Annotated in this window: 20 protein-coding genes; 17 read left to right on the top strand and 3 right to left on the bottom strand. The window is 71.2% G+C overall.

The window, feature by feature from the left end; translation table 11 throughout:
- The first annotated feature begins 3 nt into the window (after nucleotides 1–3).
- From nuoE to recQ, 11 genes are all read left to right on the top strand, one after another.
- Complete coding sequence (gene nuoE / locus ACFVWY_RS14035) at nucleotides 4–726, top strand: NADH-quinone oxidoreductase subunit NuoE (protein WP_389871420.1); 723 nt, start codon at nucleotides 4–6, stop codon at nucleotides 724–726.
- Nucleotides 726–2,102, top strand: a complete 1,377-nt coding sequence (gene nuoF / locus ACFVWY_RS14030) for an NADH-quinone oxidoreductase subunit NuoF (RefSeq protein WP_389871130.1) — start codon at nucleotides 726–728, stop codon at nucleotides 2,100–2,102. The genes nuoE and nuoF overlap by 1 nt, the downstream gene beginning before the upstream one ends.
- Nucleotides 2,099–4,630: an NADH-quinone oxidoreductase subunit G gene (locus ACFVWY_RS14025; protein ID WP_389871129.1), complete on the top strand. Its 2,532-nt coding sequence runs from the start codon at nucleotides 2,099–2,101 to the stop codon at nucleotides 4,628–4,630. The genes nuoF and ACFVWY_RS14025 overlap by 4 nt, the downstream gene beginning before the upstream one ends.
- Nucleotides 4,627–6,030: an NADH-quinone oxidoreductase subunit NuoH gene (nuoH, locus tag ACFVWY_RS14020; protein ID WP_389871126.1), complete on the top strand. Its 1,404-nt coding sequence runs from the start codon at nucleotides 4,627–4,629 to the stop codon at nucleotides 6,028–6,030. Before ACFVWY_RS14025 ends, nuoH begins: the two co-directional genes overlap by 4 nt.
- Nucleotides 6,023–6,688, top strand: a complete 666-nt coding sequence (gene nuoI, locus ACFVWY_RS14015; protein WP_389871123.1) for an NADH-quinone oxidoreductase subunit NuoI — start codon at nucleotides 6,023–6,025, stop codon at nucleotides 6,686–6,688. Before nuoH ends, nuoI begins: the two co-directional genes overlap by 8 nt.
- Nucleotides 6,685–7,512 carry an NADH-quinone oxidoreductase subunit J gene (locus tag ACFVWY_RS14010; RefSeq protein WP_389871122.1) on the top strand — a complete coding sequence of 276 codons (828 nt, stop codon included), beginning with the start codon at nucleotides 6,685–6,687 and terminating at the stop codon, nucleotides 7,510–7,512. The genes nuoI and ACFVWY_RS14010 overlap by 4 nt, the downstream gene beginning before the upstream one ends.
- Nucleotides 7,509–7,808 carry an NADH-quinone oxidoreductase subunit NuoK gene (gene nuoK / locus ACFVWY_RS14005; RefSeq protein WP_389871120.1) on the top strand — a complete coding sequence of 100 codons (300 nt, stop codon included), beginning with the start codon at nucleotides 7,509–7,511 and terminating at the stop codon, nucleotides 7,806–7,808. Before ACFVWY_RS14010 ends, nuoK begins: the two co-directional genes overlap by 4 nt.
- 14 nt (nucleotides 7,809–7,822) lie before the next feature.
- Nucleotides 7,823–9,718 (top strand): NADH-quinone oxidoreductase subunit L, encoded by a 1,896-nt coding sequence (gene nuoL / locus ACFVWY_RS14000; protein ID WP_389871118.1) that lies wholly within the window; start codon nucleotides 7,823–7,825, stop codon nucleotides 9,716–9,718.
- Nucleotides 9,719–9,722: 4 nt separating this feature from the next.
- Complete coding sequence (locus tag ACFVWY_RS13995) at nucleotides 9,723–11,294, top strand: NADH-quinone oxidoreductase subunit M (protein ID WP_389871115.1); 1,572 nt, start codon at nucleotides 9,723–9,725, stop codon at nucleotides 11,292–11,294.
- Nucleotides 11,291–12,994 carry an NADH-quinone oxidoreductase subunit NuoN gene (gene nuoN, locus ACFVWY_RS13990; protein WP_389871112.1) on the top strand — a complete coding sequence of 568 codons (1,704 nt, stop codon included), beginning with the start codon at nucleotides 11,291–11,293 and terminating at the stop codon, nucleotides 12,992–12,994. Before ACFVWY_RS13995 ends, nuoN begins: the two co-directional genes overlap by 4 nt.
- Nucleotides 12,995–13,166: 172 nt before the next feature.
- Entirely contained in the window at nucleotides 13,167–15,230 is a 2,064-nt protein-coding gene (recQ, locus tag ACFVWY_RS13985; protein WP_389871417.1) for a DNA helicase RecQ, read from the top strand.
- A 337-nt stretch (nucleotides 15,231–15,567) separates the two neighbouring features.
- Here recQ and fahA read toward each other — a convergent pair whose 3' ends face one another.
- The 3 genes from fahA to ACFVWY_RS13970 all read right to left on the bottom strand — a co-directional run bounded on the left by fahA (nucleotide 15,568) and on the right by ACFVWY_RS13970 (nucleotide 20,561).
- The gene (fahA, locus tag ACFVWY_RS13980; protein ID WP_389871109.1) at nucleotides 15,568–16,797 is read right to left on the bottom strand and encodes a fumarylacetoacetase; all 1,230 of its coding nucleotides are present in this window, start codon (nucleotides 16,795–16,797) and stop codon (nucleotides 15,568–15,570) included.
- Between the two features lie 260 nt (nucleotides 16,798–17,057).
- Nucleotides 17,058–19,052 (bottom strand): CocE/NonD family hydrolase, encoded by a 1,995-nt coding sequence (locus ACFVWY_RS13975; protein WP_389871107.1) that lies wholly within the window; start codon nucleotides 19,050–19,052, stop codon nucleotides 17,058–17,060.
- 9 nt (nucleotides 19,053–19,061) lie between these two features.
- A complete protein-coding gene (locus tag ACFVWY_RS13970) occupies nucleotides 19,062–20,561 on the bottom strand; it encodes a peptide MFS transporter (RefSeq protein WP_389871104.1) in 1,500 nt (499 codons plus the stop codon).
- 156 nt (nucleotides 20,562–20,717) lie between these two features.
- On the opposite strand from ACFVWY_RS13970, the gene ACFVWY_RS13965 reads away from it, so the two are divergent.
- The 6 genes from ACFVWY_RS13965 (at nucleotide 20,718) to ACFVWY_RS13940 (ending at nucleotide 26,571) form a co-directional block, all read left to right on the top strand.
- Nucleotides 20,718–21,728, top strand: a complete 1,011-nt coding sequence (locus ACFVWY_RS13965; RefSeq protein ID WP_389871103.1) for a polyprenyl synthetase family protein — start codon at nucleotides 20,718–20,720, stop codon at nucleotides 21,726–21,728.
- A 264-nt stretch (nucleotides 21,729–21,992) separates the two neighbouring features.
- Nucleotides 21,993–23,279 carry an outer membrane lipoprotein carrier protein LolA gene (locus ACFVWY_RS13960; RefSeq protein WP_389871100.1) on the top strand — a complete coding sequence of 429 codons (1,287 nt, stop codon included), beginning with the start codon at nucleotides 21,993–21,995 and terminating at the stop codon, nucleotides 23,277–23,279.
- Between the two features lie 110 nt (nucleotides 23,280–23,389).
- Nucleotides 23,390–24,373, top strand: coding sequence for an ATP-binding cassette domain-containing protein (locus ACFVWY_RS13955; RefSeq protein ID WP_389871097.1), 984 nt, complete (start codon nucleotides 23,390–23,392; stop codon nucleotides 24,371–24,373).
- Nucleotides 24,360–25,274: an ABC transporter permease gene (locus tag ACFVWY_RS13950; RefSeq protein WP_389871094.1), complete on the top strand. Its 915-nt coding sequence runs from the start codon at nucleotides 24,360–24,362 to the stop codon at nucleotides 25,272–25,274. The genes ACFVWY_RS13955 and ACFVWY_RS13950 overlap by 14 nt, the downstream gene beginning before the upstream one ends.
- Before the next feature lie 194 nt (nucleotides 25,275–25,468).
- Entirely contained in the window at nucleotides 25,469–26,062 is a 594-nt protein-coding gene (locus tag ACFVWY_RS13945; RefSeq protein ID WP_389871093.1) for a TetR/AcrR family transcriptional regulator, read from the top strand.
- A 62-nt stretch (nucleotides 26,063–26,124) separates the two neighbouring features.
- The gene (locus tag ACFVWY_RS13940) at nucleotides 26,125–26,571 is read left to right on the top strand and encodes a hypothetical protein (RefSeq protein WP_389871090.1); all 447 of its coding nucleotides are present in this window, start codon (nucleotides 26,125–26,127) and stop codon (nucleotides 26,569–26,571) included.
- The last annotated feature ends 10 nt before the right edge of the window (nucleotides 26,572–26,581 follow it).

Below are 26,581 nucleotides of genomic sequence, written 5' to 3'. Positions count from 1 at the left end.
GGGATGCCGCAGCTCCCCGCCCCCGCCTACCCGGCCGAGGTGCGCGCCAGGCTCGAAGCGGACGCGAAGGAGGTGGTCGCCCGCTACCCCGACAGCCGCTCCGCCCTGCTGCCCCTGCTCCACCTGGTGCAGTCCGAGGAGGGCTTCGTCTCCCGTACGGGCATGGCGTTCTGCGCCGACACGCTCGGCCTCACCACCGCCGAGGTCACCGCCGTCGCCACCTTCTACACGATGTACCGGCGCCGTCCCAGCGGCGACTACCAGGTCGGCGTCTGCACCAACACCCTGTGCGCGGTGATGGGCGGGGACGCCATCTTCGAACGGCTTCAGGAGCACCTCGGCGTCGGCAACGACGAGACGACCGAGGACGGGAAGATCACCCTCGAACACATCGAGTGCAACGCCGCCTGCGACTTCGCCCCCGTGGTGATGGTCAACTGGGAGTTCTTCGACAACCAGACGCCCGAGAGCGCGACCCGCATGGTCGACGACCTCATCGCCGGGCGCACCGTCGAACCCACCCGCGGCGCCCCGATCTGCTCGTACAAGGAGACCGCCCGCATCCTGGCCGGATTCCCCGACGAGCGCCCCGGCGCCGTCGAGGCCACCGGCGGCGCGGGCCCCGCCTCGCTGGTCGGCCTCCGGCTCGCCAAGGGCGAGGAGCCGCACGCGCGCGTCGTCGCCCCGCGCGGCGGCGAACGGCCGACAGCCGAGGAGGGGGAGTGATGACGTTGACGACCGAGATCAACGACAACGGAAACGGTAACGGGGACAGTCCGGAGAAGCTCCTCGCCCCCGTCCTCTCCGCCTTCTGGGACGCGCCGGAGTCCTGGACCCTGGAGACCTACCGGCGCCACGACGGATACGAGGGACTGCGCAAGGCCCTCGCCATGACGCCGGACGACCTCATCGCCTACGTCAAGGACTCCGGCCTGCGCGGCCGCGGCGGCGCGGGCTTCCCCACCGGGATGAAGTGGCAGTTCATCCCGCAGGGCGACGGCAAACCCCACTACCTGGTGGTCAACGCCGACGAGTCGGAGCCGGGCACCTGCAAGGACATCCCGCTCCTCTTCGCCAACCCGCACAGCCTCATCGAGGGCATCGTGATCGCCTGCTACGCGATCCGCTCCTCGCACGCCTTCATCTACCTGCGCGGCGAGGTCGTCCCCGTACTGCGGCGGCTCCACGAGGCCGTGCGCGAGGCGTACGCGGCGGGCTTCCTCGGCAAGGACGTCATGGGCTCCGGGCTCGACCTGGAACTCACCGTGCACGCGGGCGCGGGCGCGTACATCTGCGGTGAGGAGACCGCACTGCTCGACTCGCTGGAAGGACGACGCGGCCAGCCCCGGCTGCGGCCCCCCTTCCCCGCCGTCGAAGGTCTGTACGCCTGCCCCACCGTGGTGAACAACGTCGAGTCCATCGCCTCGGTTCCCGCGATCCTGAACCGGGGCAAGGAATGGTTCAAGTCGATGGGCAGCGAGAAGTCCCCCGGCTTCACCCTGTACTCGCTCAGCGGGCACGTCTCGACCCCGGGCCAGTACGAGGCGCCGCTCGGCATCACGCTGCGCCAGCTGCTCGACATGAGCGGCGGCATGCGCCCCGGCCACCGGCTGAAGTTCTGGACCCCGGGCGGCTCGTCCACCCCGATGTTCACCGACGAACACCTCGACGTACCCCTCGACTACGAGGGCGTCGGCGCCGCCGGTTCCATGCTCGGCACCAAGGCGCTCCAGTGCTTCGACGAGACCACCTGCGTCGTGCGCGCCGTCACCCGCTGGACCGAGTTCTACGCCCACGAGTCCTGCGGCAAGTGCACGCCCTGCCGCGAGGGCACGTACTGGCTCGTGCAGCTGCTCCGCGACATCGAGGCCGGCCAGGGAAAGATGTCCGACCTCGACAAGCTCCACGACATCGCCGACAACATCAACGGCAAGTCCTTCTGCGCCCTCGGCGACGGCGCCGCCTCGCCGATCTTCTCCTCGCTGAAGTACTTCCGCGAGGAGTACGAGCAGCACATCACGGGCAAGGGCTGCCCCTTCGACCCCGCCAGGTCCACCGTCTGGGCCGACGACAAGAACGCTCACCAGGAGGTGAACGCATGACAGTCACCACGAGTGCGCCCTCCGGGGGCGGCGAGGCGGCGCTCCCGCCCGAGGACCTGGTCACGCTGACCATCGACGGCATCGAGGTCAGCGTGCCCAAGGGCACCCTGGTCATCCGGGCCGCCGAACTCCTCGGCATCGAGATCCCGCGCTTCTGCGACCACCCGCTCCTCGACCCGGCCGGTGCCTGCCGCCAGTGCATCGTGGAGGTCGAGGGCCAGCGCAAGCCGATGGCGTCCTGCACCATCACCTGCACCGAGGGCATGGTGGTCCGCACGCAGCTCACCTCACCCGTCGCCGACAAGGCCCAGAAGGGTGTGATGGAGCTGCTGCTCATCAACCACCCGCTGGACTGCCCCGTCTGCGACAAGGGCGGCGAGTGCCCGCTGCAGAACCAGGCGATGTCGCACGGCGAGGCGGATTCCCGCTTCGAGGGCAAGAAGCGTACGTACGAGAAGCCCGTCCCGATCTCCACCCAGGTGCTGCTGGACCGCGAGCGGTGCGTGCTCTGCGCGCGCTGCACCCGGTTCTCCAACCAGGTGGCGGGCGACCCGATGATCGAGCTGATCGAGCGCGGCGCGCTCCAGCAGGTCGGCACCGGTGAGGGCGACCCCTTCGAGTCGTACTTCTCCGGGAACACCATCCAGATCTGCCCGGTCGGCGCGCTGACCTCGGCGGCGTACCGGTTCCGCTCCCGCCCCTTCGACCTGGTGTCCTCGCCGTCGGTCTGCGAGCACTGCGCGGGCGGCTGCGCCACCCGCACCGACCACCGGCGCGGCAAGGTCATGCGGCGGCTCGCCGCCAACGACCCCGAGGTCAACGAGGAGTGGGTCTGCGACAAGGGCCGCTTCGGCTTCCGTTACGCCCAGCAGCGCGACCGGCTCACCACCCCGCTGGTCCGCAACGCCGAGGGCGTCCTGGAACCGGCGAGCTGGCCCGAGGCGCTGGCCGCCGCCGCCACCGGACTGGCCGCCGCGCGCGGCCGGACGGGCGTGCTCACCGGCGGCCGCCTGACCGTCGAGGACGCCTACGCGTACGGCAAGTTCGCCCGGGTCGCGCTGGACACCAACGACGTCGACTTCCGGGCCCGCGTGCACAGCGGCGAGGAGGCCGACTTCCTGGCCGCCCGGGTCGCCGGCCGCGGCCGGGACCTGGACAACACGGGCGTCACGTACACCTCGCTGGAGCAGGCGCCGACGGTGCTGCTGGTCGGCTTCGAGTCGGAGGAGGAAGCCCCCGGCGTCTTCCTGCGGCTGCGCAAGGCCCACCGCAAGCACAAGCAGCGCACGTACGCGATCGCCTCGCACGCCACCCGCGGCCTCACCAAGGCGGGCGGCACACTGCTGCCCGCCGCCCCCGGCACCGAGACCGAGTGGCTGGACGCGATCGCCGGCGGCGTCGGACTCGACGGCGAGGGCGCGGCTGCCGCCGAGGCGCTGCGCGCCGGGGGCTCCGTGATCGTGGTCGGCGAGCGGCTGGCCGGGGTGCCGGGCGGGTACACCGCCGCGCTGCGGACGGCCACCGCGACCGGGGCGGCGCTGGTGTGGATCCCGCGCCGGGCCGGGGAACGCGGAGCGGTGGAGGCGGGCGCGCTCCCCTCGCTGCTGCCCGGCGGCCGTCCGGCGACCGACCCACGGGCCCGGGACGAGGTGGCGTCCGTCTGGGGCGTCGCCGAACTCCCCTCCCGCTTCGGCCGCGACACCGGCCAGATCATCGAGGCCGCCGCCACCGGCGAACTGGCCGCGCTGCTCGTCGCCGGGGTCGAGACCGCGGACCTGCCGGACCCGGCGCGGGCCCTGGAAGCCCTGGACCACGTGGGCTTCCTGGTCTCGCTGGAGCTGCGGCCGAGCGAGGTCACCGAGCGCGCCGACGTGGTGCTGCCGGTCGCCGCGGTGGCCGAGAAGCCCGGCACGTTCCTCAACTGGGAGGGCCGGGTGCGGATGTTCGACGCCGCGCTGAAGCCCGAGCAGATGACCCGTACGCTCGCCCCGGCCGATGCCCGGGTGCTGCACATGCTGGCCGACGCCATGGTCCGTACCGGGAACGTGGAGGCCGCCGCCCGCTTCGCCCTGCCGGACCTGAAGTCCGTACGCCGTGAGCTGGACCGGTTCGGCGGCTGGACCGGGGCGCACGGCACCGAGCCGGACGAACCGGCGCGCCCCCTGCCCCGTCCCGGCGACGGCGAGGCCGTCCTCGCGGGCCACCGGATGCTGCTCGACCGGGGCCGGCTCCAGGAGGGCGACGAGGCGCTGGCCGGTACGCGGCACGCCGCGGTCGCCCGGCTCTCCGCGGCCACCGCCGCCGAGACCGGGGTGAAGGACGGCGACCTGCTGGCCGTCACGGGCCCGGCGGGCAGCGTCACCTTCCCGCTGCAGGTCACCGACATGCCGGACCGGGTGGTCTGGGTGCCGCTGAACTCCGCCGGGCGGGGCGTGACGGCCGACACCGGCTCCCGGCCCGGGGGCCTGGTCCGGATCGGCCCCGCCGCGCCGGGGACTCCCGACGTCACACCGGAGGTGGGGGCGTGAGTGCCTTCGCACAACTGGCCGCGGCACCGCACAGTGCCGTGCTCGCCGCCGAGGACCTGTCGATGTTCGGCACCGACCCGTGGTGGCTCGTCGTCATCAAGGCGGTGTTCTGCTTCGCGTTCCTGATGGTGACCGTGCTCTTCTCGATCGTGTGGGAGCGCAAGGTCGTCGCCTGGATGCAGCTGCGCATCGGCCCCAACCGGCACGGTCCCTGGGGCATGCTCCAGTCGCTCGCCGACGGCATCAAGCTGATGCTGAAGGAGGACGTGATCGTCAAGCGCGCGGACAAGGTGGTCTACGTCCTCGCGCCGATCGTCGCCGCCATCCCGGCGTTCATGGCGATCGCGGTCATCCCGTTCGGCCCGTCCGGCAACGAGGTCTCGATCTTCGGGCAGCGCACCACGATGCAGCTGACCGACCTGCCGATCGCGATGCTCTACATCCTCGCGGTCGCCTCGGTCGGGATCTACGGCATCGTGCTCGCCGGCTGGTCGTCCGGATCGACGTACCCGCTCCTGGGCGGTCTGCGCTCCTGCGCGCAGATGATCAGCTACGAGATCGCGATGGGCGCCGCGTTCGCCTCGGTCTTCCTCTACTCCGGGTCGATGTCGACCTCGAAGATCGTGGAGGCGCAGCAGGACCGGTGGTTCATCATCCTGCTGCCGGTGTCGTTCCTCATCTACATCGTCACGATGGTCGGTGAGACCAACCGGGCCCCGTTCGACATGCCGGAGTCCGAGGGCGACCTGGTCGGCGGCTTCAACACCGAGTACTCGTCGATCAAGTTCGCGATGTTCATGCTCGCCGAGTACGTCAACATGGTCACCGTCTCGGCCGTCTCCACGACCCTGTTCCTGGGCGGCTGGAGGGCCCCGTACCCGATCAGCACCTTCTGGGAGGGCGCGAACCACGGCTGGTGGCCGATGCTCTGGTTCGTCATCAAGGTCCAGCTGCTGCTGTTCTTCTTCATCTGGCTGCGCGGCACGCTGCCCCGCGTCCGTTACGACCAGCTGATGAAGCTCGGCTGGAAGGTCCTGATCCCGGTCTCGGTGGTCTGGCTGATGCTGGTCGCCACCGTGCGCGCGCTGCGCAACGAGGGCTACGACTTCACGCGGATCGTGCTGTACGTGGCCGGGGCGGTGATCGCGATCCTGCTGATCTCCTTCGTCGCCGACATCTTCCGCGACAAGAAGGACCGGGCCGCCGAGGCGGACGCCGGACCGGAGCCGGCCTTCGACCCGATGGCGGGCGGGTTCCCGGTGCCGCCGCTGCCCGGACAGACCCTGCCGCCGGTGCCGCGCCGCAGGCGCAGGGACGAGCGGGAGCTCGTTGTCAGTGGCGGACCGGATACTCAGAGTGACGGAAACGCGAGTGACGGAAAGGAGGCCGACGGTGCCTGAGTCACCTAAATCCTCGGGGGCTTCGGGGGCTTCGGAATCCTCGGGGTCCTCGGAAGAGAAATTCCTGAACCCCGTCGCCGGCTTCGGCGTGACCTTCAAGGCCATGTTCAAGAAGCGGCTGACCGAGCAGTACCCGGAAACGCCGAAGGTGACGGCGCCGCGCTTCCACGGCCGGCACCAGCTCAACCGTCACCCGGACGGGCTGGAGAAGTGCGTCGGCTGCGAGCTGTGCGCCTGGGCCTGCCCGGCCGACGCGATCTACGTCGAGGGCGCGGACAACACCGACGAGGAGCGCTACTCCCCGGGTGAGCGCTACGGCCGCGTCTACCAGATCAACTACGCGCGCTGCATCCTGTGCGGACTGTGCATCGAGGCCTGCCCGACCCGGGCGCTGACGATGACCAACGAGTTCGAGCTCGCCAACACCACCCGCGAGAGCCTCATCTACACCAAGGACGAGCTGCTCGCGGGCCTGGAGGAGGGCATGGTCGACACCCCGCACGCGATCTTCCCGGGGATGGACGAGCAGGACTACTACCGGGGCCTGGTCACCGAGGCCGCCCCCGGCACGGAGCGTCAGGCCGCCGTCTCCAAGGGCGAGAAGCCGGACGACGCGCACCGCGGGAACAACGGCTCGGCGCAGGAGGTGGACGCATGACCGCCCTGGCCGCTGCGGCTTCCCAGACCTCGACCGGTGAGGCCGTCCAGTTCTGGGTGCTCGGCATCGTCGCCGTGATTGGCGCGCTGTCCACCGTACTGATGAAGAAGGCCGTGCACAGCGCGCTGAGCCTCGCCGGGACCATGATCGTCCTGGCGGTGTTCTACCTCGCCAACGGTGCGTACTTCCTGGGCGTCGTCCAGATCGTCGTCTACACCGGCGCGATCATGATGCTGTTCCTCTTCGTGGTCATGCTGGTCGGTGTCACCGCGGCGGACTCGTTGAAGGAGGCCCTGAAGGGCCAGCGATGGCTGGCCGCGGGCTGCGGGCTCGGCTTCGGTGTCCTGCTGATCGCGGGCATCGGGAACGCCTCGCTGAACAGCTTCAACGGGCTCGCCACCGCCAACACCGAGCACGGCGGAAACGTCGAGGGGCTCGCGAGCCTCATCTTCACCAAGTACGTCTTCGCCTTCGAGATCACCGGCGCCCTGCTGATCACGGCGACGGTCGGCGCGATGGTGCTCACCCACCGGGAGCGCACCGAGCGGGCCAAGACCCAGCGCGAGCTGTCCGAGGCCCGGGTGCGCGGTACGCAGCTCCCGCCGCTGCCCGCCCCCGGCGTCTACGCCCGGCACAACGCGGTGGACATCCCCGGTCTGCTCCCGGACGGCACGCCCTCCGAGCTCACCGTCATGGGAACCCTGCGCGACCGCGGCCAGATCCGCGACGTGTCGCACGAATCGCTGGACCGGCTCAAGGCGCTGGAGCAGCGCTCCGAGGAGCGGCTCGGCCGTGACAACGAAGAAGAGGAGGTCGCCAAGTGAACCCGGTCTACTACCTCTATCTCGCCGCCCTGCTGTTCACCATCGGCGCGTCCGGGGTGCTGATCCGGCGGAACGCGATCGTGCTGTTCATGTGCGTGGAGCTGATGCTCAACGCCTGCAACCTCGCGCTCGTGACCTTCTCCCGGATGCACGGCAATCTCGACGGCCAGGTCCTGGCGTTCTTCACGATGGTCGTCGCCGCCGCGGAGGTCGTGGTCGGGCTTGCGATCATCGTGTCGGTGTTCCGTTCCCGCCACTCGGCCTCGGTCGACGACGCCAGCCTGATGAAGCTGTAAGGGGACGTTGAATCGTGGAGAACCTGATCGCGCTGCTCGTGGCGGCGCCCCTGCTCGGAGCGGTGGTCCTGCTCTGCGGCGGCCGACGGCTGGACCGCGCCGGACACTGGCTCGGCACCCTGCTCGCCGCCGCGTCCTTCGTCATCGGTGCCGTGCTCTTCCTCGACATGGTCGGGAAGGGCGCGGAGGACCGGGCGCTGCACCAGAAGCTGTTCAGCTGGATCCCGGTCGAGGGCTTCCAGGCCGACGTGGCCTTCCAGCTCGACCAGCTGTCGATGACGTTCGTCCTGCTGATCACCGGTGTGGGCACCCTGATCCACATCTACTCGATCGGCTACATGGAGCACGACGAACGCCGCCGTCGCTTCTTCGCCTATCTGAACCTGTTCCTCGCGGCGATGCTGCTGCTGGTCCTCGCCGACAACTACCTTCTGCTGTACGCCGGGTGGGAGGGCGTAGGTCTGGCGTCGTACCTGCTCATCGGTTTCTGGCAGCACAAGCCCAGCGCGGCCACCGCCGCCAAGAAGGCGTTCCTGGTCAACCGGGTCGGCGACATGGGCCTGTCGATCGCGATCATGCTGATGTTCACCACCTTCGGCACCTTCGCCTTCGGCCCCGTCCTCGAAGCGGCCGGGGAGACCGGCGAGGGCAAGCTGACGGCGATCGGCCTGATGCTGCTCCTCGCGGCCTGCGGCAAGTCGGCCCAGGTGCCGCTGCAGTCCTGGCTCGGTGACGCGATGGAGGGCCCGACCCCGGTCTCGGCCCTCATCCACGCCGCGACCATGGTGACCGCGGGCGTCTACCTCATCGTCCGCTCCGGCGCGATCTTCAACGAGGCGCCGAACGCGCAGCTGGTCGTCGTGGTCGTCGGCGCGGTCACCCTGCTGTTCGGGGCGATCGTCGGTTGCGCGAAGGACGACATCAAGAAGGCCCTCGCCGGTTCGACGATGTCGCAGATCGGCTACATGATCCTGGCCGCCGGGCTCGGCCCGATCGGCTACGTCTTCGCGATCATGCACCTGGTGACGCACGGCTTCTTCAAGGCCGGGCTCTTCCTCGGCGCCGGTTCGGTCATGCACGGCATGAACGACGAGGTCGACATGCGGAAGTTCGGCGGCCTGCGGAAGTACATGCCGGTCACCTTCATCACCTTCGGCCTCGGCTATCTGGCGATCATCGGCTTCCCCGGCCTGTCCGGCTTCTTCTCCAAGGACAAGATCATCGAGGCGGCCTTCGCCAAGGGCGGCACCGAGGGCTGGATCCTCGGCTCGGTGGCCCTGCTGGGCGCCGGGATCACCGCGTTCTACATGACGCGCGTGATGCTGATGACGTTCTTCGGAGAGAAGCGCTGGCAGCCCGACGCGGAGGGCAACGAGCCGCACCCGCACGAGTCCCCGAAGTCGATGACCCTCCCCATGATCGTCCTCGCGTTCGGCTCGGTCTTCGCCGGATTCCTCTTCTCCTTCAACGACCGCTTCCTGAACTGGCTGGAGCCGGTCACCGCGCACAGCCACGGGCACGCACCCGTCAGCGCCACCACGGTCACCGCCGCCACCATGGTGGTGCTCGTCATCGGCGTCGCCATCGCCTGGGCGATGTACGGACGCAAGCCCGTGCCGGTCACCGCCCCGCGCGGCTCGCTGCTCACCCGGGCCGCCCGCCGCGACCTCCTCCAGGACGACTTCAACCATGTGGTCCTGGTCCGCGGCGGCGAGCACCTCACCCGCTCCCTGGTGTACGTCGACCACACCCTGGTCGACGGTGTCGTCAACGGCACCGCGGCCTCGGTGGGCGGTCTCTCCGGACGGCTGCGCAAGCTGCAGAACGGCTACGCCCGCTCCTACGCGGTCTCGATGTTCGGCGGTACGGCGGTTCTCATCGCCGCGACCCTGCTGATGAGGGCGGTCTGATCACATGTCCTTTCCCCTCCTGACAGCGACCGCGGCACTCCCGGCGATCGGCGCGATCGCCACCGCCGCCGTCCCGGCCGCGAAGCGCACCGTCGCGAAATGGACGGCGCTGGTCTTCGCGCTGGCCACGCTGGTCCTGGCGGGCCTCGCGCTCGCCCGCTTCGAGCCCGGCGGCGAGCGCTACCAGCTCACCGAATCGCACGCCTGGATCAAGGACTTCGGCGTCCGCTACGAGCTGGGCGTGGACGGCATCGGCGTGGCGCTCATGGCGCTCACCGCCCTGCTGATCCCCTTCGTCATCCTGGCCGGCTGGCACGACGCCGATCCCCTGGAGACGAAGTCCTCGCGCTGGCGCCCGACCCAGGGCTTCTTCGCCCTGATCCTGATGGTCGAGGCGATGGTGATCCTCTCCTTCGAGGCCACCGACGTCTTCCTCTTCTACATCCTCTTCGAAGCCATGCTCATCCCGATGTACTTCCTCATCGGCGGCTTCGGGGACCGGGCGCACGCCGGGAGCGACGAGAACGCGGCGGCGCAACGCTCGTACGCCGCGGTCAAGTTCCTCCTCTACAACCTGGCCGGCGGGCTCATCATGCTGGCCGCCGTGATCGGCCTCTACGTCGTCGCGGGGACGTTCTCGCTCTCCGAGATCGCCGAGGCCCGCGCGAACGGCTCGCTCTCCATGGCGACCGGTACCGAGCGCTGGCTCTTCCTCGGGTTCTTCTTCGCCTTCGCGGTGAAGGCCCCGCTGTGGCCGCTGCACACCTGGCTGCCGAACGCGATGGGTGAGGCGACCTCCCCGGTCGCCGTGCTGATCACCGCGGTCGTCGACAAGGTCGGCACCTTCGCGATGCTCCGCTTCTGCCTCCAGCTCTTCCCGGAGGCCAGCAAGTGGGCGACGCCGGTGATCGTCGTACTGGCGCTGATCAGCATCGTGTACGGGGCGCTGCTCGCCGTCGGCCAGCGCGACATCAAGCGCCTGATCGCCTACGCGTCGATCTCGCACTTCGGTTTCATCATCCTGGGCATCTTCGCGATGACCAGCCAGGGCCAGTCCGGCGCCACGCTCTACATGGTCAACCACGGCATCTCGACCGCCGCGCTGATGCTGGTGGCGGGCTTCCTGATCACCCGGCGCGGATCCCGGCTCATCGCCGATTACGGCGGGGTCCAGAAGGTGGCCCCGATCCTGGCCGGCACCTTCCTGATCGGCGGTCTGGCCACCCTGTCACTGCCCGGACTCGCGCCGTTCGTCAGTGAGTTCCTGGTCCTGGTCGGCGCGTTCAGCGCCTACCCGGCGGCGGGCATCATCGCCACGACCGGCATCGTGCTCGCCGCGCTCTACGTCCTCGTCCTCTACCAGCGGACGATGACGGGCCCGGTGAAGGCCGAGGTCCAGGGCATGGCGGACCTGAAGGTCCGGGAGCTGGTGGTGGTCGTGCCGCTGATCGGGCTGCTGCTCTTCCTGGGTGTCTATCCGAAGCCGCTGACCGAGATCGTCAACCCGGCGGTGCAGCACACCATGTCGGATGTCCAGAAGAAGGACCCCCAGCCTGAGGTGGAGGCCGCCAAGTGAGCGCAACAGCTGTCCACAGCTTGTGGACGACGGCGGGCGGGGTGACATCGGCCGCCCCCGTCGAGAGGTTCAAGGCGCCGGTCATCGAGTACACCCAGCTGATGCCGGTCCTCATTGTGATCGGTGTCGCCGTCGTGGGCGTACTCGTCGAGGCCTTCGTGCCGCGCCGGGCCCGCTACTTCACGCAGGTCTTCCTCACCGTCGTCGCGCTGGCCGCCGCGTTCGCCGCGGTGGTCGGCCTGGCGGCCAGCGGCTACGCGACGACGAAGGCGCACATCGCCGCGATGGGCGCCCTCGCGATCGACGGGCCGACGCTGTTCCTGCAGGGCACCATCCTGCTGACGTCCCTGGTCGCCGTCTTCACCTTCGCCGAGCGCAGGCTCGACCCCGCCCCGCATGGCGAGGGGGCATCCTCTGACCGGACGAAGCCGAGCGCTTGGGGCAGGGCCGACTCCTTCGCCGCCCAGGCCGCCTCGGTCCCCGGCAGCGACAGCGAGAAGGCCGCGGTCAAGGCCGGATTCACCACCACCGAGGTCTTCCCGCTGGTGCTGTTCTCGGTGGCCGGGATGCTGGTCTTCCCGGCGGCCAACGACCTGCTGACGCTCTTCGTGGCCCTGGAGGTCTTCTCCCTCCCGCTCTACCTCCTCTGCGCCCTCGCCCGCCGCAAGCGGCTGATGTCCCAGGAGGCCGCGGTGAAGTACTTCCTGCTCGGCGCCTTCTCCTCGGCGTTCCTGCTCTTCGGGATCGCCCTGCTCTACGGGTACGCGGGCTCCGTCTCGTACGCCCGGATCGCCCAGGTCGTCGACGGCTCGGTCGTCCAGATCGACCCGGCGCTCGCCGCCACCATGGGCAACGACGCGCTGCTGCTGACCGGCGGCGCGCTGATCCTCACCGGCCTGCTCTTCAAGGTCGGCGCGGTGCCCTTCCACATGTGGACCCCGGACGTCTACCAGGGCGCCCCGACCCCGGTCACCGGCTTCATGGCCGCGGCCACCAAGGTCGCCGCGTTCGGCGCCCTGCTGCGCCTGCTGTACGTGGTGCTGCCGGGCCTCGCCTGGGACTGGCGCCCGGTCCTGTGGGGCGTCGCGGTCCTCACGATGCTGGGCGGGGCGATCGTCGCGATCACCCAGACCGACATCAAGCGGCTGCTGGCCTACTCCTCGATCGCCCACGCCGGGTTCATCCTCGCCGGTGTGATCGCGACGACCCCGGACGGCGTCTCGTCGGTCCTCTTCTACCTTGGGGCGTACTCCTTCGTGACGGTCGGCGCCTTCGCCGTCGTCACCCTGGTGCGCGACGCGGGCGGCGAGGCCACGCACCTGTCGAAGTGGGCCGGGCTCGGCCGCCGCTCGCCGCTGGTCGCCGCGGTCTTCGCGGTGTTCCTGCTCGCCTTCGCCGGCATCCCGCTCACCTCCGGCTTCTCCGGGAAGTTCGCCGTGTTCAAGGCGGCGGCGGACGGCGGCGCGGGCGGACTGGTCGTGGTCGGTGTGATCTCCTCGGCGATCGCCGCGTTCTTCTACATCCGGGTCATCGTGCTGATGTTCTTCAGCGAGCCCAAGGCGGACGGCCCCACGGTCGCCGTCCCGTCCCCGCTGACGATGACGACGATCGCGGTGGGAGTCGCGGTCACCCTGGTGCTGGGCCTGGCCCCGCAGTACTTCCTGGACCTGGCGAGCCAGGCGGGAGTCTTCGTGAGGTAGCGCGGTGGCGCACCGCACACCCCGGCAACGACGGGTGGCGCACCGCACACCCCGGCAACGGCGCCGGACGGGCCCTGGAAGTCAAGCCCGTCCGGCGCTGTCGTATGCGGCGCCTATCGTGGCAGGGAGACGGCAACACGGAGCAGGCAGAGCGATGGGCACGGGCGGAACGATGGATGTGACCGAGAGCGACGCACGGCGGACGCTGCACAAGGTATTCGGCTACGAGGCGTTCCGCGGTGAGCAGGAAGCGATCGTCGACCATGTGGTGACGGGCGGCGACGCTGTCGTGCTCATGCCGACCGGTGGCGGCAAGTCCCTCTGCTACCAGATCCCGGCCCTGGTCAGAGCGGGTACGGGCGTGGTGGTCTCCCCGCTGATCGCCCTCATGCAGGACCAGGTCGACGCGCTGCGGGCGCTCGGCGTGCGCGCTGGGTTCATCAATTCGACGCAGGACGCCGACGAGCGCCGCTCGATGGAGGCGCAGTACGTCGCCGGTGAGCTCGATCTGCTCTACCTGGCCCCGGAGCGGCTCCGGCTGGACTCCACGCTCGCCCTGCTCTCGCGCGGCGAGGTCTCCGTCTTCGCGATCGACGAGGCGCACTGCGTCGCGCAGTGGGGCCACGACTTCCGCCCCGACTACCTGGCCCTCTCGGTCCTCGGGCAGCGCTGGCCCGGCGTACCGCGCATCGCGCTGACGGCGACCGCGACGGAGGCCACGCACCAGGAGATCACCGGCCGTCTGGGCATGCCCGACGCGAAGCACTTCGTCGCCGGCTTCGACCGGCCCAACATCCAGTACCGGATCGTGTCCAAGGCCGATCCGAAGAAGCAGTTGCTCACCTTCCTCAAGGACGAGCACGCCGGGGACGCGGGCATCGTCTACTGCCTCTCGCGCAACTCGACGGAGAAGACCGCCGAGTACCTCTGCCGCAACGGCATCGAGGCCGTCCCGTACCACGCGGGGCTCGACGCGGGCACCCGCGCCACCCACCAGTCCCGGTTTCTGCGCGAGGAGGGCCTGGTCGTCGTCGCGACGATCGCCTTCGGCATGGGCATCGACAAGCCGGACGTCCGTTTCGTCGCCCACCTGGACCTGCCGAAGTCGGTCGAGGGCTACTACCAGGAGACCGGCCGCGCGGGCCGTGACGGGCTGCCCTCCACGGCCTGGATGGCGTACGGGCTCCAGGACGTCGTCCAGCAGCGCAAGCTCATCCAGGGCGGCGAGGGCGACGAGGCCTTCCGCCGCCGCGCCGCCTCGCACCTCGACGCGATGCTGGCCCTGTGCGAGACGGTCCGGTGCCGCCGCGCCCAGCTGCTGACGTACTTCGGCCAGGTGCCCACCACGACGGACTGCGGCAACTGCGACACCTGCCTGACCCCGCCGGAGAGCTGGGACGGCACGGTGGCCGCGCAGAAGCTGCTGTCGACGGTGGTGCGGCTGAAGCGGGAGCGCGGGCAGAAGTTCGGCGCGGGCCAGATCATCGACATCCTGCTCGGCCGCCGCACCGCGAAGGTCATCCAGTTCGACCACGACCAGCTCTCGGTCTTCGGTATCGGCGGTGATCTGGGCGAGGCCGAATGGCGCGGTGTCGTACGGCAGCTGCTCGCCCAGGGGCTGATCGCCGTCGAGGGCGAGTACGGCACGCTGGTGCTGACCGAGGAGAGCGGCTCGGTGCTCGGACGGCAGCGCGAGGTGCTGCTGCGCAAGGAGGCCCCGAAGCCCGCGTCGCGGTCCACGAAGGCCGAGCGCAAACCGAAGTCGCAGACGGCCGTGGCGGAGCTCGCCCCCGAGGCCGTCCCGGTCTTCGAGGCGCTGCGGGCCTGGCGCGCCGACCAGGCCAAGGAGCAGGGCGTCCCGGCGTACGTCATCTTCCACGACGCGACCTTGCGCGAGATCGCCACGGCGCGGCCGGACTCGGTGTCCGGGCTGGGCGGCATCAGCGGCCTGGGCGAGAAGAAGCTGGCGACGTACGGGGAAGGGGTGCTGGAGGTGCTCGCCCCGTTCGGGCAGGGGGGCCCGGCGGCCCCCGCGGCGCCGGCCCCGGTCCGCGACGCCGCCCCGGTCCGCGACGCCGCCCCGGTCCGCGAAGCCGCGCCGGTTCACGAAGCCGCGCCGGTTCACGAAGCCGCGCCGGTCCGCGAAGCCGCACCGGTCCGCGAAGCCGCACCGGCCCCGGCGCCTGACGACGACCCCGAGTTCGGCTGGGGCGAGGAGCCTCCCGAGTACGAGTGAGCTCGGGCGCCGGGGCGCGGGCTCCGGCCCGGGGCCGTGGCCACGGGGCAGCGCAGAACGCCCCGCACCCCGAGGGGCGCGGGGCGCTGAGGAGGAGTCAGACCGGGCGGTCAACTGTGGTGATGGCCACGTGGCCACCCGCGCCGGGGCCGGACGGCGCCCGGTGTGGCCGGGGCGGTGCGGGACGGACGGGACGGCGGGAATCACCTGGCTGTGGAGGTGCCCCGCGGCCGGCCAGGGCGGCCCGGCCGTGATCCGCGCCGGGAGCTCCACCTCCCCGGGGCGCGCCGGGCCGCGGCGCGGCCCCGGGGGAGAGTGAGCTCCGGGGCGGCCGGGGTCAGGACGCGGGGACGATCCGTCCGGTGACCTCGCCGATGCCGATCCGGGTGCCGTCCGGCCCCGGCGCCCAGGCCGTCAGCGTCACCGTGTCGCCGTCCTCCAGGAAGGTGCGCTTGCCGTCCGGGAGATCCAGCGGCTCCTCGCCGTTCCAGGTCAGCTCCAGCAGGGAGCCGCGCTGTCCGGGCTCGGCGCCGCTGACCGTGCCGGAGCCGTACAGGTCGCCGGTGCGCAGCGAGGCGCCGTTCACCGTCATCTGGGCCAGCATCTGGGCGGCCGTCCAGTACATCGTGGAGAACGGCGGCTCCGCGACCGTCTGGCCGTTGATCGCGACGGAGATCCGCAGGTCGAGGCCGCCGGGCTCGTCGGCGTCGGCGTCCTCCAGGTAGGGGAGCAGCGGGACGTCGCGGGCCGGGGGCGCGATCCGGGCCGACTCCAGGGCCTCCAGCGGGGTCACCCAGGCCGATACGGAGGTGGCGAAGGACTTCCCGAGGAACGGGCCGAGCGGGACGTACTCCCACGCCTGGATGTCCCGCGCCGACCAGTCGTTGAGCAGGAAGAGCCCGAAGACGTGGTCGCGGAAGGAGCCGAGCGGGACCGGGGTGCCCTGCTCGGAGCCGACGCCGACGACGAAGCCGACCTCGGCCTCGATGTCCAGCTTGACGGAGGGGCCGAAGACCGGGGCCGCGTCGGCGGGGGCCTTGCGCTGGCCGGAGGGCCGGACCACGTCCGTGCCGGAGACGACGACGGTGCCGGAGCGGCCGTGGTAGCCGATCGGCAGGTGCTTCCAGTTGGGCGTCAGCGCGTCGGAGCCCGGCCGGAAGATCTTGCCGACGTTGGTGGCGTGGCACTCGCTGGCGTAGAAGTCGACGTAGTCGGCCACCTGGTACGGCAGGTGGAGCGTCACCGTGTCGAGCGGGTGCAGCAGCGGCTCGATGTCCGCGCGGTGCGCCGGGACGGTCACCCACGCGGTGAGGGCCCGCCGGACGTCCCGCCAGGCGGTGCGGCCCGCCGACAGCAGGGCGGTCAGGTCCGGCTGGGCGAGGAGCCGTGCGTAGGGGGAGCCGAGCGCGTGCGCCGCGGCTCCGGCGTCCAGGACGTGGCCGCCGATGCGGACGCCGACCCGGCGGTCCTCGGGGTGGTCGGGGGTGGAGAACACACCGTAGGGAAGGTTGTGCGGGCCGAAGGGGTCGCCCTCGGCCAGATCGAGCGGGCTGCTCTGCTCGGGCATGTGTTGCTGCCTCGCTTTCCAGGTCGCTTGGGGGACACGTTACGTCGGCGCCGCCCCGTCGCGGGAGTGTCCCAACTGCGGCTGATGCCCGGAAGGTTCCGCTGTGCCCCGGCCTACGCGGGGCACAGCGGAAGCCCCTCTGCCGTGCGTGGGCACAGCGGAGGGCCCTGTCCGCCGTGTGTGGGCACAGGGGACGGCCCTGTCCGCCGTGCGTGGGCACAGCGGAAGGCTCTCCGCCGGGCGCGGCACGGCGGAGGGACTCAGCCGGCCGTGCGCGGGATGCGCTTCTCCCAGGTGCGGTGGAAGACGACCTCGCCGCCCTCCGTGCAGACCACCTCGTCGGAGGTGACGAAGTCGGTGGCGTCCGCGCTGATCTCGGAGCGGGTCTCGATCCGCACGTCCCAGGCCAGCTCGGGCCGGTGCAGCCGGATCGTCCAGTCGGAGCGGGTGCGGGCCGAGAGCGGGTCGTCCTCCTGGATCGTGTACGTCTCCAGCGCGTCCTCGGTGAACTCCAGGCCGTCCGGATAGACCCGGGTGCCGCCGTAGCGGGGGTCGACCTCCAGCCGCCACTCGCCCTTGGCGACGTCCCGGACCACCAGCCGTTCCGGGCGCGGGGCGTCGAGGGTCGCCGGGTAGGCCACGCCGAGCGGCTCCGACTGCTCCGGCTCCTCGAACCGGATCCGCGGTTCCGCCGTGGCCCGGCGCACCGGCAGTTCGACCAGGCTGCCGTCGGCGTCCAGGGTGAAGCCCACCGACCCCGCCTGCGGCCAGATCCACGGCCAGTACGCGGAGGAGACCGCGAGCCGGATGCGGTGGCCGGGCGGGAAGGTGTGCCCGATCCCGTTCAGCTCGAAGGTGACGTTCTCGGTGGAGCCGGCCGGCCAGTCGTCCGCGCGGTCGCGGCCGTGGCGGGCGGACAGGTTCAGCGCGCCCCGGGTGACCAGGGTGGAGGAGCCGTCCGGTGCCACGTCGCAGAGCCGGGCGATCACCTGGCCGCGCGGCACGTCCATCCGGATGCGCAGCGTCACCCGGGGGCGGCCGAGGATCTCGATCGGGGTGCCTTCGACCGGGAACTCGAAGCAGACCGACTTGGCGTCCTCGTCGCGCTGGTCGGGCGGCAGGTCGGCGTCGTTGCCGAAGGGGAAGAAGCGTCCGGCGTCCAGCCCGGTCCGCTGCGGCGAGTCGACGGTCTGCGGGCCGCCGCCGAGCGCGTACGCGACGGGGGAGACGTTCGGGGACGGCCAGGCGTCGTCCCCGGCCCAGCGCCCCGGCAGCGTCTCGTACACCGTGGCGGGGCGGTGTGACGCGCTGATCCAGGACCGCAGCAGCGGCTCGGCCATGACGCCGGTGTCCTCGTCCTTCAGGTGCTGGTCCCACCAGCGCAGCGTCTCCTGGAGGAAGCCGATCGACGGCCCCGGCGGCAGCCCCCGGTCCGGGTACTGGTGCGACCAGGGCCCGATCAGCCCCCGCACCTGGTCCGCCGGAAGGTGCTCGACGAGCCGGAGCACGGTGTCGCGGTACGGGTCGTGCCAGCCGCCCACCGCGAGGACCTTCGCCCGGATCGCGGAGTAGTCCTCGCAGACGCTGCCGTGCTTCCAGTAGGCGTCGCGGGTCTGGTGGGCCAGCCAAGTGTGGATGAACGGCTCGACCTTCTCCAGCCGCTCCAGCCACATGTCCTTCCAGCCCGCGCCGACGTGCGCCGGGTCCGGCGGGCGGGCGACGAAGGCCAGCATGGTGGCCGCCCAGGCGTGCATGTCCACGCCGAGTACCGAGCCGCCCATGTAGTGGACGTCGTTGTCGTAGCGGTCGTCGGTGGAGCAGACGGTGACGACCGCCTTCAGCGGCTCGGGGGCCAGCGCGGCGATCTGGAGCGAGTTGAAGCCGCCCCAGGAGATGCCGAACATGCCGACCCGGCCCGAGCACCACTCCTGCTGGGCCAGCCAGTGGACGACGGCGACGCCGTCCGCCAGCTCCGTCGCGTCGTACTCGTCGCCCGGCATCCCCTCGCTGTTGCCGTGCCCGCGCACGTCCACCCGTACGGAGGCGTAGCCGTGGCCCGCGTACCAGGGGTGGCGCTGCCAGTCGCGCGGCGCGGTCCAGTCGCTCAGCCGGTAGGGCAGGTACTCCAGGAGCGCGGGCACCGGTTCCCCGGTGACCGGGCGCCAGATCCGGGCGTACAGCCGGGTGCCGTCCGGCAGGGGGATGCGGACGTCCTCACGGGTGGTCTCGTACGGGAATGTGGTGCGGATGTGCATGGTGGTACCTCAGTGGACGGGGTGCATGGTGCGCCTGAGCCAGGGGGCGGCGGCGATGACGGCCGCGCCGGCCACCACCGCGATCGCGCCGTTGACGCCGAAGTAGGCCGGGTTGGAGACCTGGCCGTACAGCTTCACGACCTGGGCCTGGATGCCGTTGGCGAGGGCCAGCGAGAGGAACCAGAGCGCCATCGTCTGGCTCGCGAAGGCCTTGGGGGCGAGTTTGGTGGTCGCGGACATGCCGGAGGTCTCCAGCAGGATGTCGCCGAGACCGAGCAGCAGATAGGAGCCGACGATCCACCAGGCGGCCATCTTGTACGTGTCGCCGGAGTGCCCCGAGGTGGGCAGCACCATCAGCAGGAACGACAGCCCGCCGAGGATCACTCCGATCGCGATCTTGTTGGAGGCGTGCGGCTGGCGCGGGCCCATCCGGGCCCAGACGGCGGCGACCACCGGGGCGAGCGCCACCTCGAAGGCGCCGAGCGCGGAGGCGTACCAGCTCGCCGGGAAGTGGAAGCCGAAGATCTCGGTACGGGCGTTGGTCGACGCGAGCAGCATCATCGTCGAGTACGCCTGGAACAGGATGAAGTTGAAGACCACCGAGGCCAGGAAGAGCACCACGTACGGGCGCAGTCTGCCGCGCTCCTCGGCGGTGACCCGCGGACTGCGGAACATCACCGCGAAGTAGACGGCCGGCGCGATCACCGAGACCAGGGTGAGCAGGTCGACGAAGCGGTCCATGGTGAGCCACCCCGCCAGGGACAGGGCGGTGGCGAGGACGGCGACCACCACGGCACCCGCCATGATCAGCCGCACGGCCCGCCGCATCGGCTCCGGGGCGAGCGGGAACTCGGCGGTGTGCTTTCGCCCGGCCAGGTGACGGCGGCCCAGTACGTACTGGATCAGGCCGAGGGTCATGCCGAAGGCGGCGGCCGAGAAGCCCCAGTGCCAGCTCGCGTGGTCGCCGAGCCAGCCGGTGACCAGCGGGCCGAGGAACGCGCCGATGTTGATGCCCATGTAGTAGAGCGCGAATCCGGCGTCGCGGCGCTCGTCGTCGGTGCGGTACAGCTTGCCGACCATGGTGGCCACATTGGGTTTGAGCAGGCCGGTTCCCGCGCTGATCAGCCCGAGGCCGGTCCAGGTCATCGCGTCGGCGGGCACCGCCATGGCGTAGTGCCCGCAGGCGATGAGGACACCGCCGTACAGGACGGCGCGGTACGAGCCCAGCATCCGGTCGGCCAGCCAGCCGCCCGCCACGGACACCAGGTAGACCAGCGTGCCGTAGGCGGCCGAGACCGAGGCCGCGGTGCCCACCGACATGCCCATCCCGCCGCGGGCCACCGTGTCCGCGAAGTAGAGGACCAGGATCGCCTGCATGCCCAGGAACGAGAAGCGCTCCCAGACCTCCAGGCCCGAGAGGGTCATCAGCCCCCGTGGCTGGCCGAAAAAGGCATGGTCGTCTGTGCGGGGCGGTTGAGTCGGCTGAGTGTCGGAGGCCGTGTGGGACAAAGGGAGAACTCCTGATCGTATGAGCTGATCCCGAACATACCGGCGGTGGCGGGAAGGCGCCCACGGTGATCCAAAGGGGACCGGATACGCTGACTTGAGTGATGACAGCGACACATCGACATTCCGTGTGATCGTCAGCAGACAGGAGATCCCCTCGTGACCGTCGTCGGGCCATTCGGGCTGAGCGTGCGGGACCAGGCACTTGAGGCCGGTGTCCAGACCGGGTTGGCCGCTGTCGAGTCCGGGCTGCTCGATGCCACCAAGAGCAGCGTGCCCTTCATCACGGAGGCCGCGCAGCATCTGATCCGCGCCGGGGGCAAGCGTTTCCGGCCGTTGCTGGCCATGCTGGCAGCCCAGTTCGGTGACCCGGACGCGCCGGGTGTCGTGCCCGCCGCCGTGGTCGTCGAGCTGACGCACCTCGCGACGCTCTACCACGACGACGTGATGGACGAGGCGGAGGTGCGCCGCGGCGTGCCCAGCGCCAACACCCGCTGGGGCAACTCGGTGGCCGTGCTGACCGGCGACTTCCTCTTCTCCCGGGCCTCGCACATACTGGCCGACCTCGGCCCGGAGGCCGTGCGCATCCAGGCGGAGGCGTTCGAGCGGCTGGTCACCGGCCAGATCCTGGAGACCGCGGGACCGGGCGAGGGTGCCGACCCGGTCGAGCACTACCTGGAGGTGCTGCGCGGCAAGACCGGCTCGCTGGTCGCGGTGGCCTGCCGCTTCGGCGCGATGACGGCCGGCGCGGACGAGTCGGCGATCGACGTGCTCACCCAGTACGGGGAGTGGCTCGGCGTCGCCTTCCAGCTCGCCGACGACGTACTCGACATCGCCTCCGACTCCCACGAGTCCGGGAAGACCCCGGGCACCGACCTCCGCGAGGGCATCGCGACGCTCCCCGTGCTCCATCTGCGGGCACGGGCCGCGGCCGAGGGACGGCCGGAGGACCTGGAGCTCGTCGAGCTGCTCGACGGCGACCTCAGCGACGACGCCCGGCACGCCGAGGCGCTGCGCGGGCTGCGCGCCCACCCGGCGCTGGAGCAGGCCAGGCGGGACAGCGTCCGGTACGCGGAGGAGGCGCGCGCCACGCTGACGCCGCTGCCCGACGGCTACGCGAAGACCGCGCTGGGCGAGCTGTGCGACGCGGTGGTGCACCGCGCGGGCTGAGCGGCCGTCAGGGTCCGCCGCCGGGGCGGTGCCGTCTCAGGGGCATCCCTGAGACCGCCCCCCACGGATCGCGGTACGGCCCGGCACGGTGTCATACCGTAGAGGTAGGCGGAGTTGCTCCCGCGGGCTGACGTTCCGGGACCGCTCGTTTGGTCAGATGGGAGAACAACCACTCCTGACCGGACCGGGCGAGAACGGCGGCGCGGAGTGGGCACGGAAACGTGCAACCGGACGGAAGCCGCCGACCACGGAGGTAGGGCACAGATGGCACCGAACGACAGCGCAGGGACCGACACCACGGCCACGGGCGGCAGCGGCGCCGGACGCCGGAAGGCGGCCCGCTACATCGTCCCGGTCGCGGTGGCCGGGGTGGCCGCCGCGACGATCGGGCTCGTCCCGGCACTCGCGAGCTCCGGCGACCCCGAACTGCCGAAGATCGGCGCGCAGGAACTCATCGAGAAGATCGCCGCCTCGGACACCCAGCGGCTCTCCGGCACGATGCGGATCAGCACGGACCTCGGCATCCCGTCGCTCGGCGGCCTGGCCGGTGCCGTCGCCGGAGGCGGCCAGGACGGGCCGGGCGGCCGGGGCGGTGCGAGCGCCGACCCGAAGGACCGGATGACGGAGCTCGCGTCGGGTACGCACACCCTCCGGGTGGCCGCGGACGGGCCGGGCAAACAGCGGCTGTCCATCCTGGACGACGCGGCCGAGTACAGCCTGATCCACAACGGCGGCCAGGTCTGGGCCTACGACAGCGAGTCCGACACGGCCTACCACGCCACCGAGGCCCGGGCCGGGAAGCACGCGGACAAGGGCGCCGGGAAGGACGCGGGGAGGAAGTCCGCCCCCGAGGGCGTGCCCACCACCCCGAAGGCCCTCGCCGAGCAGGTCCTGAAGGCCGCCGGACCGACCACCTCGGTGACGGTCGACGGCACCGCGCAGGTCGCCGGGCGCGACGCGTACCGGCTGGTGATCAAGCCGAAGCAGAGCGGCTCCACGATCGCCTCGGCCACCATCGCGGTCGACGCCGAGAACGGCGTACCGCTGAAGTTCACGCTGCTGCCGAGCGCGGGCGGCAAGGCGATCGTCGACGCCGGGTTCACCCAGGTGGACTTCGCGAAGCCGGACCCCTCGCTGTTCACCTTCACCCCGCCCAAGGGCACCGAGGTGACCGAGGCCGGCCAGGACGGCAAGGCCGACGACGCGAAGGCGGGGCCCGGGGGCCTGGGTGACCTGATCCCGGGTGCCGGGCAGCTGGGCGCCGGGGACCAGGGCGTCAAGGAGTCCCGGGTCATCGGCGAGGGCTGGAGCGCCGTCGCCGAGATCAAGGTCCCGGGCGCCGCCGGTCTCCCCGCGAAGGCCCCGGAGGACGCCCCGGCGGAGGTCCGGCAGTTCCTGGACGCGCTGGGCGACAAGGTCAGCGGGAAGTTCGGCTCGGGCACGGTCTTCAAGACCCGTGTGGTCAACACCCTGATGACCGACGACGGCCGGGTCTACGTCGGCGCGGTCACCAAGGACAAGCTGGTCGAGGTGGCGAACGACGCCTCCTGACGCGGCGGCACACTCTGTACCGCTTGCCGCGTACGCATCACGCACTGCCCGGCCGCCCCGCCGTACGCTCCGTACGGCGGGGCGGCCCTGTCCGACCCAGGGGAGTACGCATGACACAAACCGCGACGGCCGCGACGGCCACCGCCACCGCCGCCTCAGGCCCCGTGATCGAGACCCGGGGCCTCACCAAGCGGTACCGCGGTGGCCAGCTCGCCGTGGACGGCCTGGACCTCACCGTTCCCGGCGGCAGCGTCTTCGGCTTCCTCGGCCCCAACGGCTCGGGCAAGACCACCACCATCCGGATGCTGATGGGCCTGATCGCCCCGACCTCCGGCACCGCGCGGCTCCTCGGCCATCCCATGCCGGACGCCGCCCGCACCGTGCTCCCGCAGGTCGGCACGCTGATCGAGGGGCCCGCGCCGTACGGCTTCCTGAGCGGCCGGGACAACCTGCTGCGGTACGACTCCGCCGACCCGACGGCCGATCCGCGCACCCGCCGGGCCCGGGTGGCGCAGGCCCTGGACCGGGTCGGGCTGGCCACCGCGTCCGGCAAGAAGGCCAGGGCGTACTCCCTCGGCATGAAGCAGCGCCTCGGCCTCGCCGCCGCCCTGCTCCGGCCCCGCCGCCTGCTGGTCCTCGACGAACCGACCAACGGCCTGGACCCGCAGGGCATGCGGGAGATCCGCACCCTGGTCCGGGAACTGGCGGCGGACGGCACCACCGTCTTCCTCTCCTCGCACCTCCTCGACGAGATCGAACAGGTCTGCACGCACGCCGCGGTGATGGCCCGGGGACGGCTGATCACCCAGGGCCCGGTCGCCGAACTGGCCGCGGGCGCCCGCGGCCGGCTGACCGTCACCACTCCCGACCCGGGCGACGCCGCCCGCGTCCTGGGCGAGCTGGGCATCACCGGGATCACCGTCGACGGCGACCGGGTCGGCGCCGAGGCCCCGCCGGCCGGTACCGAACTCGCCGACCTCAGCTCCGCCCTGGTCCATGCCGGTGTACGCCTGCGGTCCTTCGGGATCGAGCGGGCCTCGCTGGAGGACGCCTTCGTCGCACTCACCGGAGAGGGTTTCGATGTCGCAGGCTGAAACCACTTCTGATACCGCGCCTTCCGTGCCCGTGCCCGTTCCCCGGGCGCGCAATCCGCTGTGGACCTTGGGAATCCTCCGTTCCGAACTGACCCTCACCCTCCTGCGCTGGCGCACCCTGGCCCTGCTCGGGGTGCTGGCCGCGGTGCCGGTGCTGATCGGCATCGCCGTACGGCTCGAAACCGGCCACAGTGCCTCGCCCGGCCCGGACGGGGGCGGCGGAGCGGGCGGCCCGGCCTTCCTCTCCCAGGTCACCAACAACGGCCTCTTCCTGGTCTTCGCCGCCCTCGCCGCGACGCTCCCGGTCTTCCTGCCGATGGCCGTCGGCGTGGTCGCGGGCGACGCGGTCGCGGGAGAGGCCTCCGCCGGAACGCTGCGCTACCTGCTGGTCGCCCCGGCGGGCCGGACCCGGCTGCTGCTGACGAAGTACGCCTCGGTGCTGGTGTTCTGCCTGCTCGCGACCCTGGTCGTGGCGGTGTCCGCGCTGGTCGTCGGCGTCCTGCTCTTCCCGGTCGGTGAGGTCACCACCATCTCCGGCACGCGGATCGGCTTCGGTGAGGGGCTGGCGCGGGCCGGGCTGATCGCGGTGATCGTCGCCGCCTCGCTGACCGGCTTCGCCGCCGTCGGCCTGTTCGTCTCGACGCTCACCGGCAGCGGCATCGCCGCCATGGCCGCCACCGTCGGGCTGCTGATCACCGTGCAGATCGTGGACGGCATCCCGCAGTTGAACGCGGTCCACCCGTATCTCTTCCCGCACTACTGGATGTCGTACGCGGACCTGCTGCGCGCCCCCCTCTACTGGGACGAGGTGGTCAAGAACCTGGGGCTCCAGGGGCTGTACGCGGCGGTCTTCGGCTCGGCGGCCTGGGCGCGGTTCACGGCGAAGGACATCACCGCCTGAGCGGCGTGCGGGCCCGTCGCGCCGTCGGCCGGGCGAGCCGTCCCCCGATCGGCTCGTCGCGGCACGAACGGCACGAACGGTGCGGTTCACCGGAACGACACGACACGGCACGTTCCGTTTCCGCTTCGATATTGTTCGACCTGTGGCGACAGCCTGTCAATAAGGCCCTGCCCGGACACGCCTATGCTCACCGAATGATCACATCGCCGATTTCAGAGCGCCGTAGCGAGCGATCACGGAGGGCCACGCTGGAAGCAGCCCTCGAACTGTGCACGGAGAAGGGGTACGGGCGGGTCACCGTCGAGGCCATCGCGGCCCGCGCGGGGGTCAGCAAGAAGACGATCTACCGCTGGTGGCCGTCGAAGAGCGCGGTGCTCCTCGAAGCGTTCGCCGAGGGCCTGGTCGACACGATGACGTATCAGGACACCGGGGACATCGCCGCCGACCTGCGGGCCACGCTGGAGAGCGCCTCGCGGCTCGTCTCCACCCCGCCCCTCGGCCCCGCGTTCGCCGGAATCCTCTCCGAGATGCACCACGACGAGGAGCTCACCCGGACGGTACGCGGGAAGCTGCTCGACCCCCGCTTCGAGGAGGCGGTCGACCGTCTGCGCCGGGCCCAGGAGCAGGGCCAGATCCCTCCGGACGCCAACCTGCGGCTGGCCATGGAGATGCTGATCGGACCGCTGTACTTCCGCCATGTGCTGCGCAAGCCGATGCAGGACGAGGCGGAGATCGCCGCCCTGGTCGCGCAGGTGCTCCGGGCGATCGGGGCACCGCCCGAACCCTGAGGAGGAGACTTCGCGCGGAGAGGCCGGCCTGACTGTCAGACCCGCGTGCCAGCATGCGAGGCATGGGGAACTTCTACGAGTACTTCAGCGCGCCGGACGACGCGGCGGCGCTGGACGCCTTCGAACGGGGCCTTGAGGAGTCCGGCCGTCCGCTGCTCCCGGTCAGGGGCATCGAGCCTTACGTACAGTTGGGCCGGGCCGAGAGCGAGCTGACCGGCACGCCGTACGACGACGTCACCTCGCTCCCGCGCTTCAACCGGCTCCTCAGTTCCCCGGAGGACGAGGCCCGCTGGCTGGTCACGCTCACGGACGAGCTGCGCGACGCGCTCGCGGCGGCGAGAGGCGGCGGGTTCGCGGCGGTGGCCGGGACCTGGGCGCGGACCGAGGAGTCCGGGGGAGCTGTCCCGCCCGAGGAACTGGCCGGATTCCTGGATGACCTGGCGCAGTTGGCCGAGTCCGCGTGCGCCCGCCCCGAGCCGCACCGGCTCTACTGCCTCATGTCCCTCTGACCCGTGCTGA

Source organism: Streptomyces sp. NPDC058195, assembly GCF_042883525.1.
GTDB lineage: Bacteria > Actinomycetota > Actinomycetes > Streptomycetales > Streptomycetaceae > Streptomyces.
Note: the sequence above shows the minus strand (reverse complement) of the source record. Positions and strands in the feature narration are given on the sequence as shown.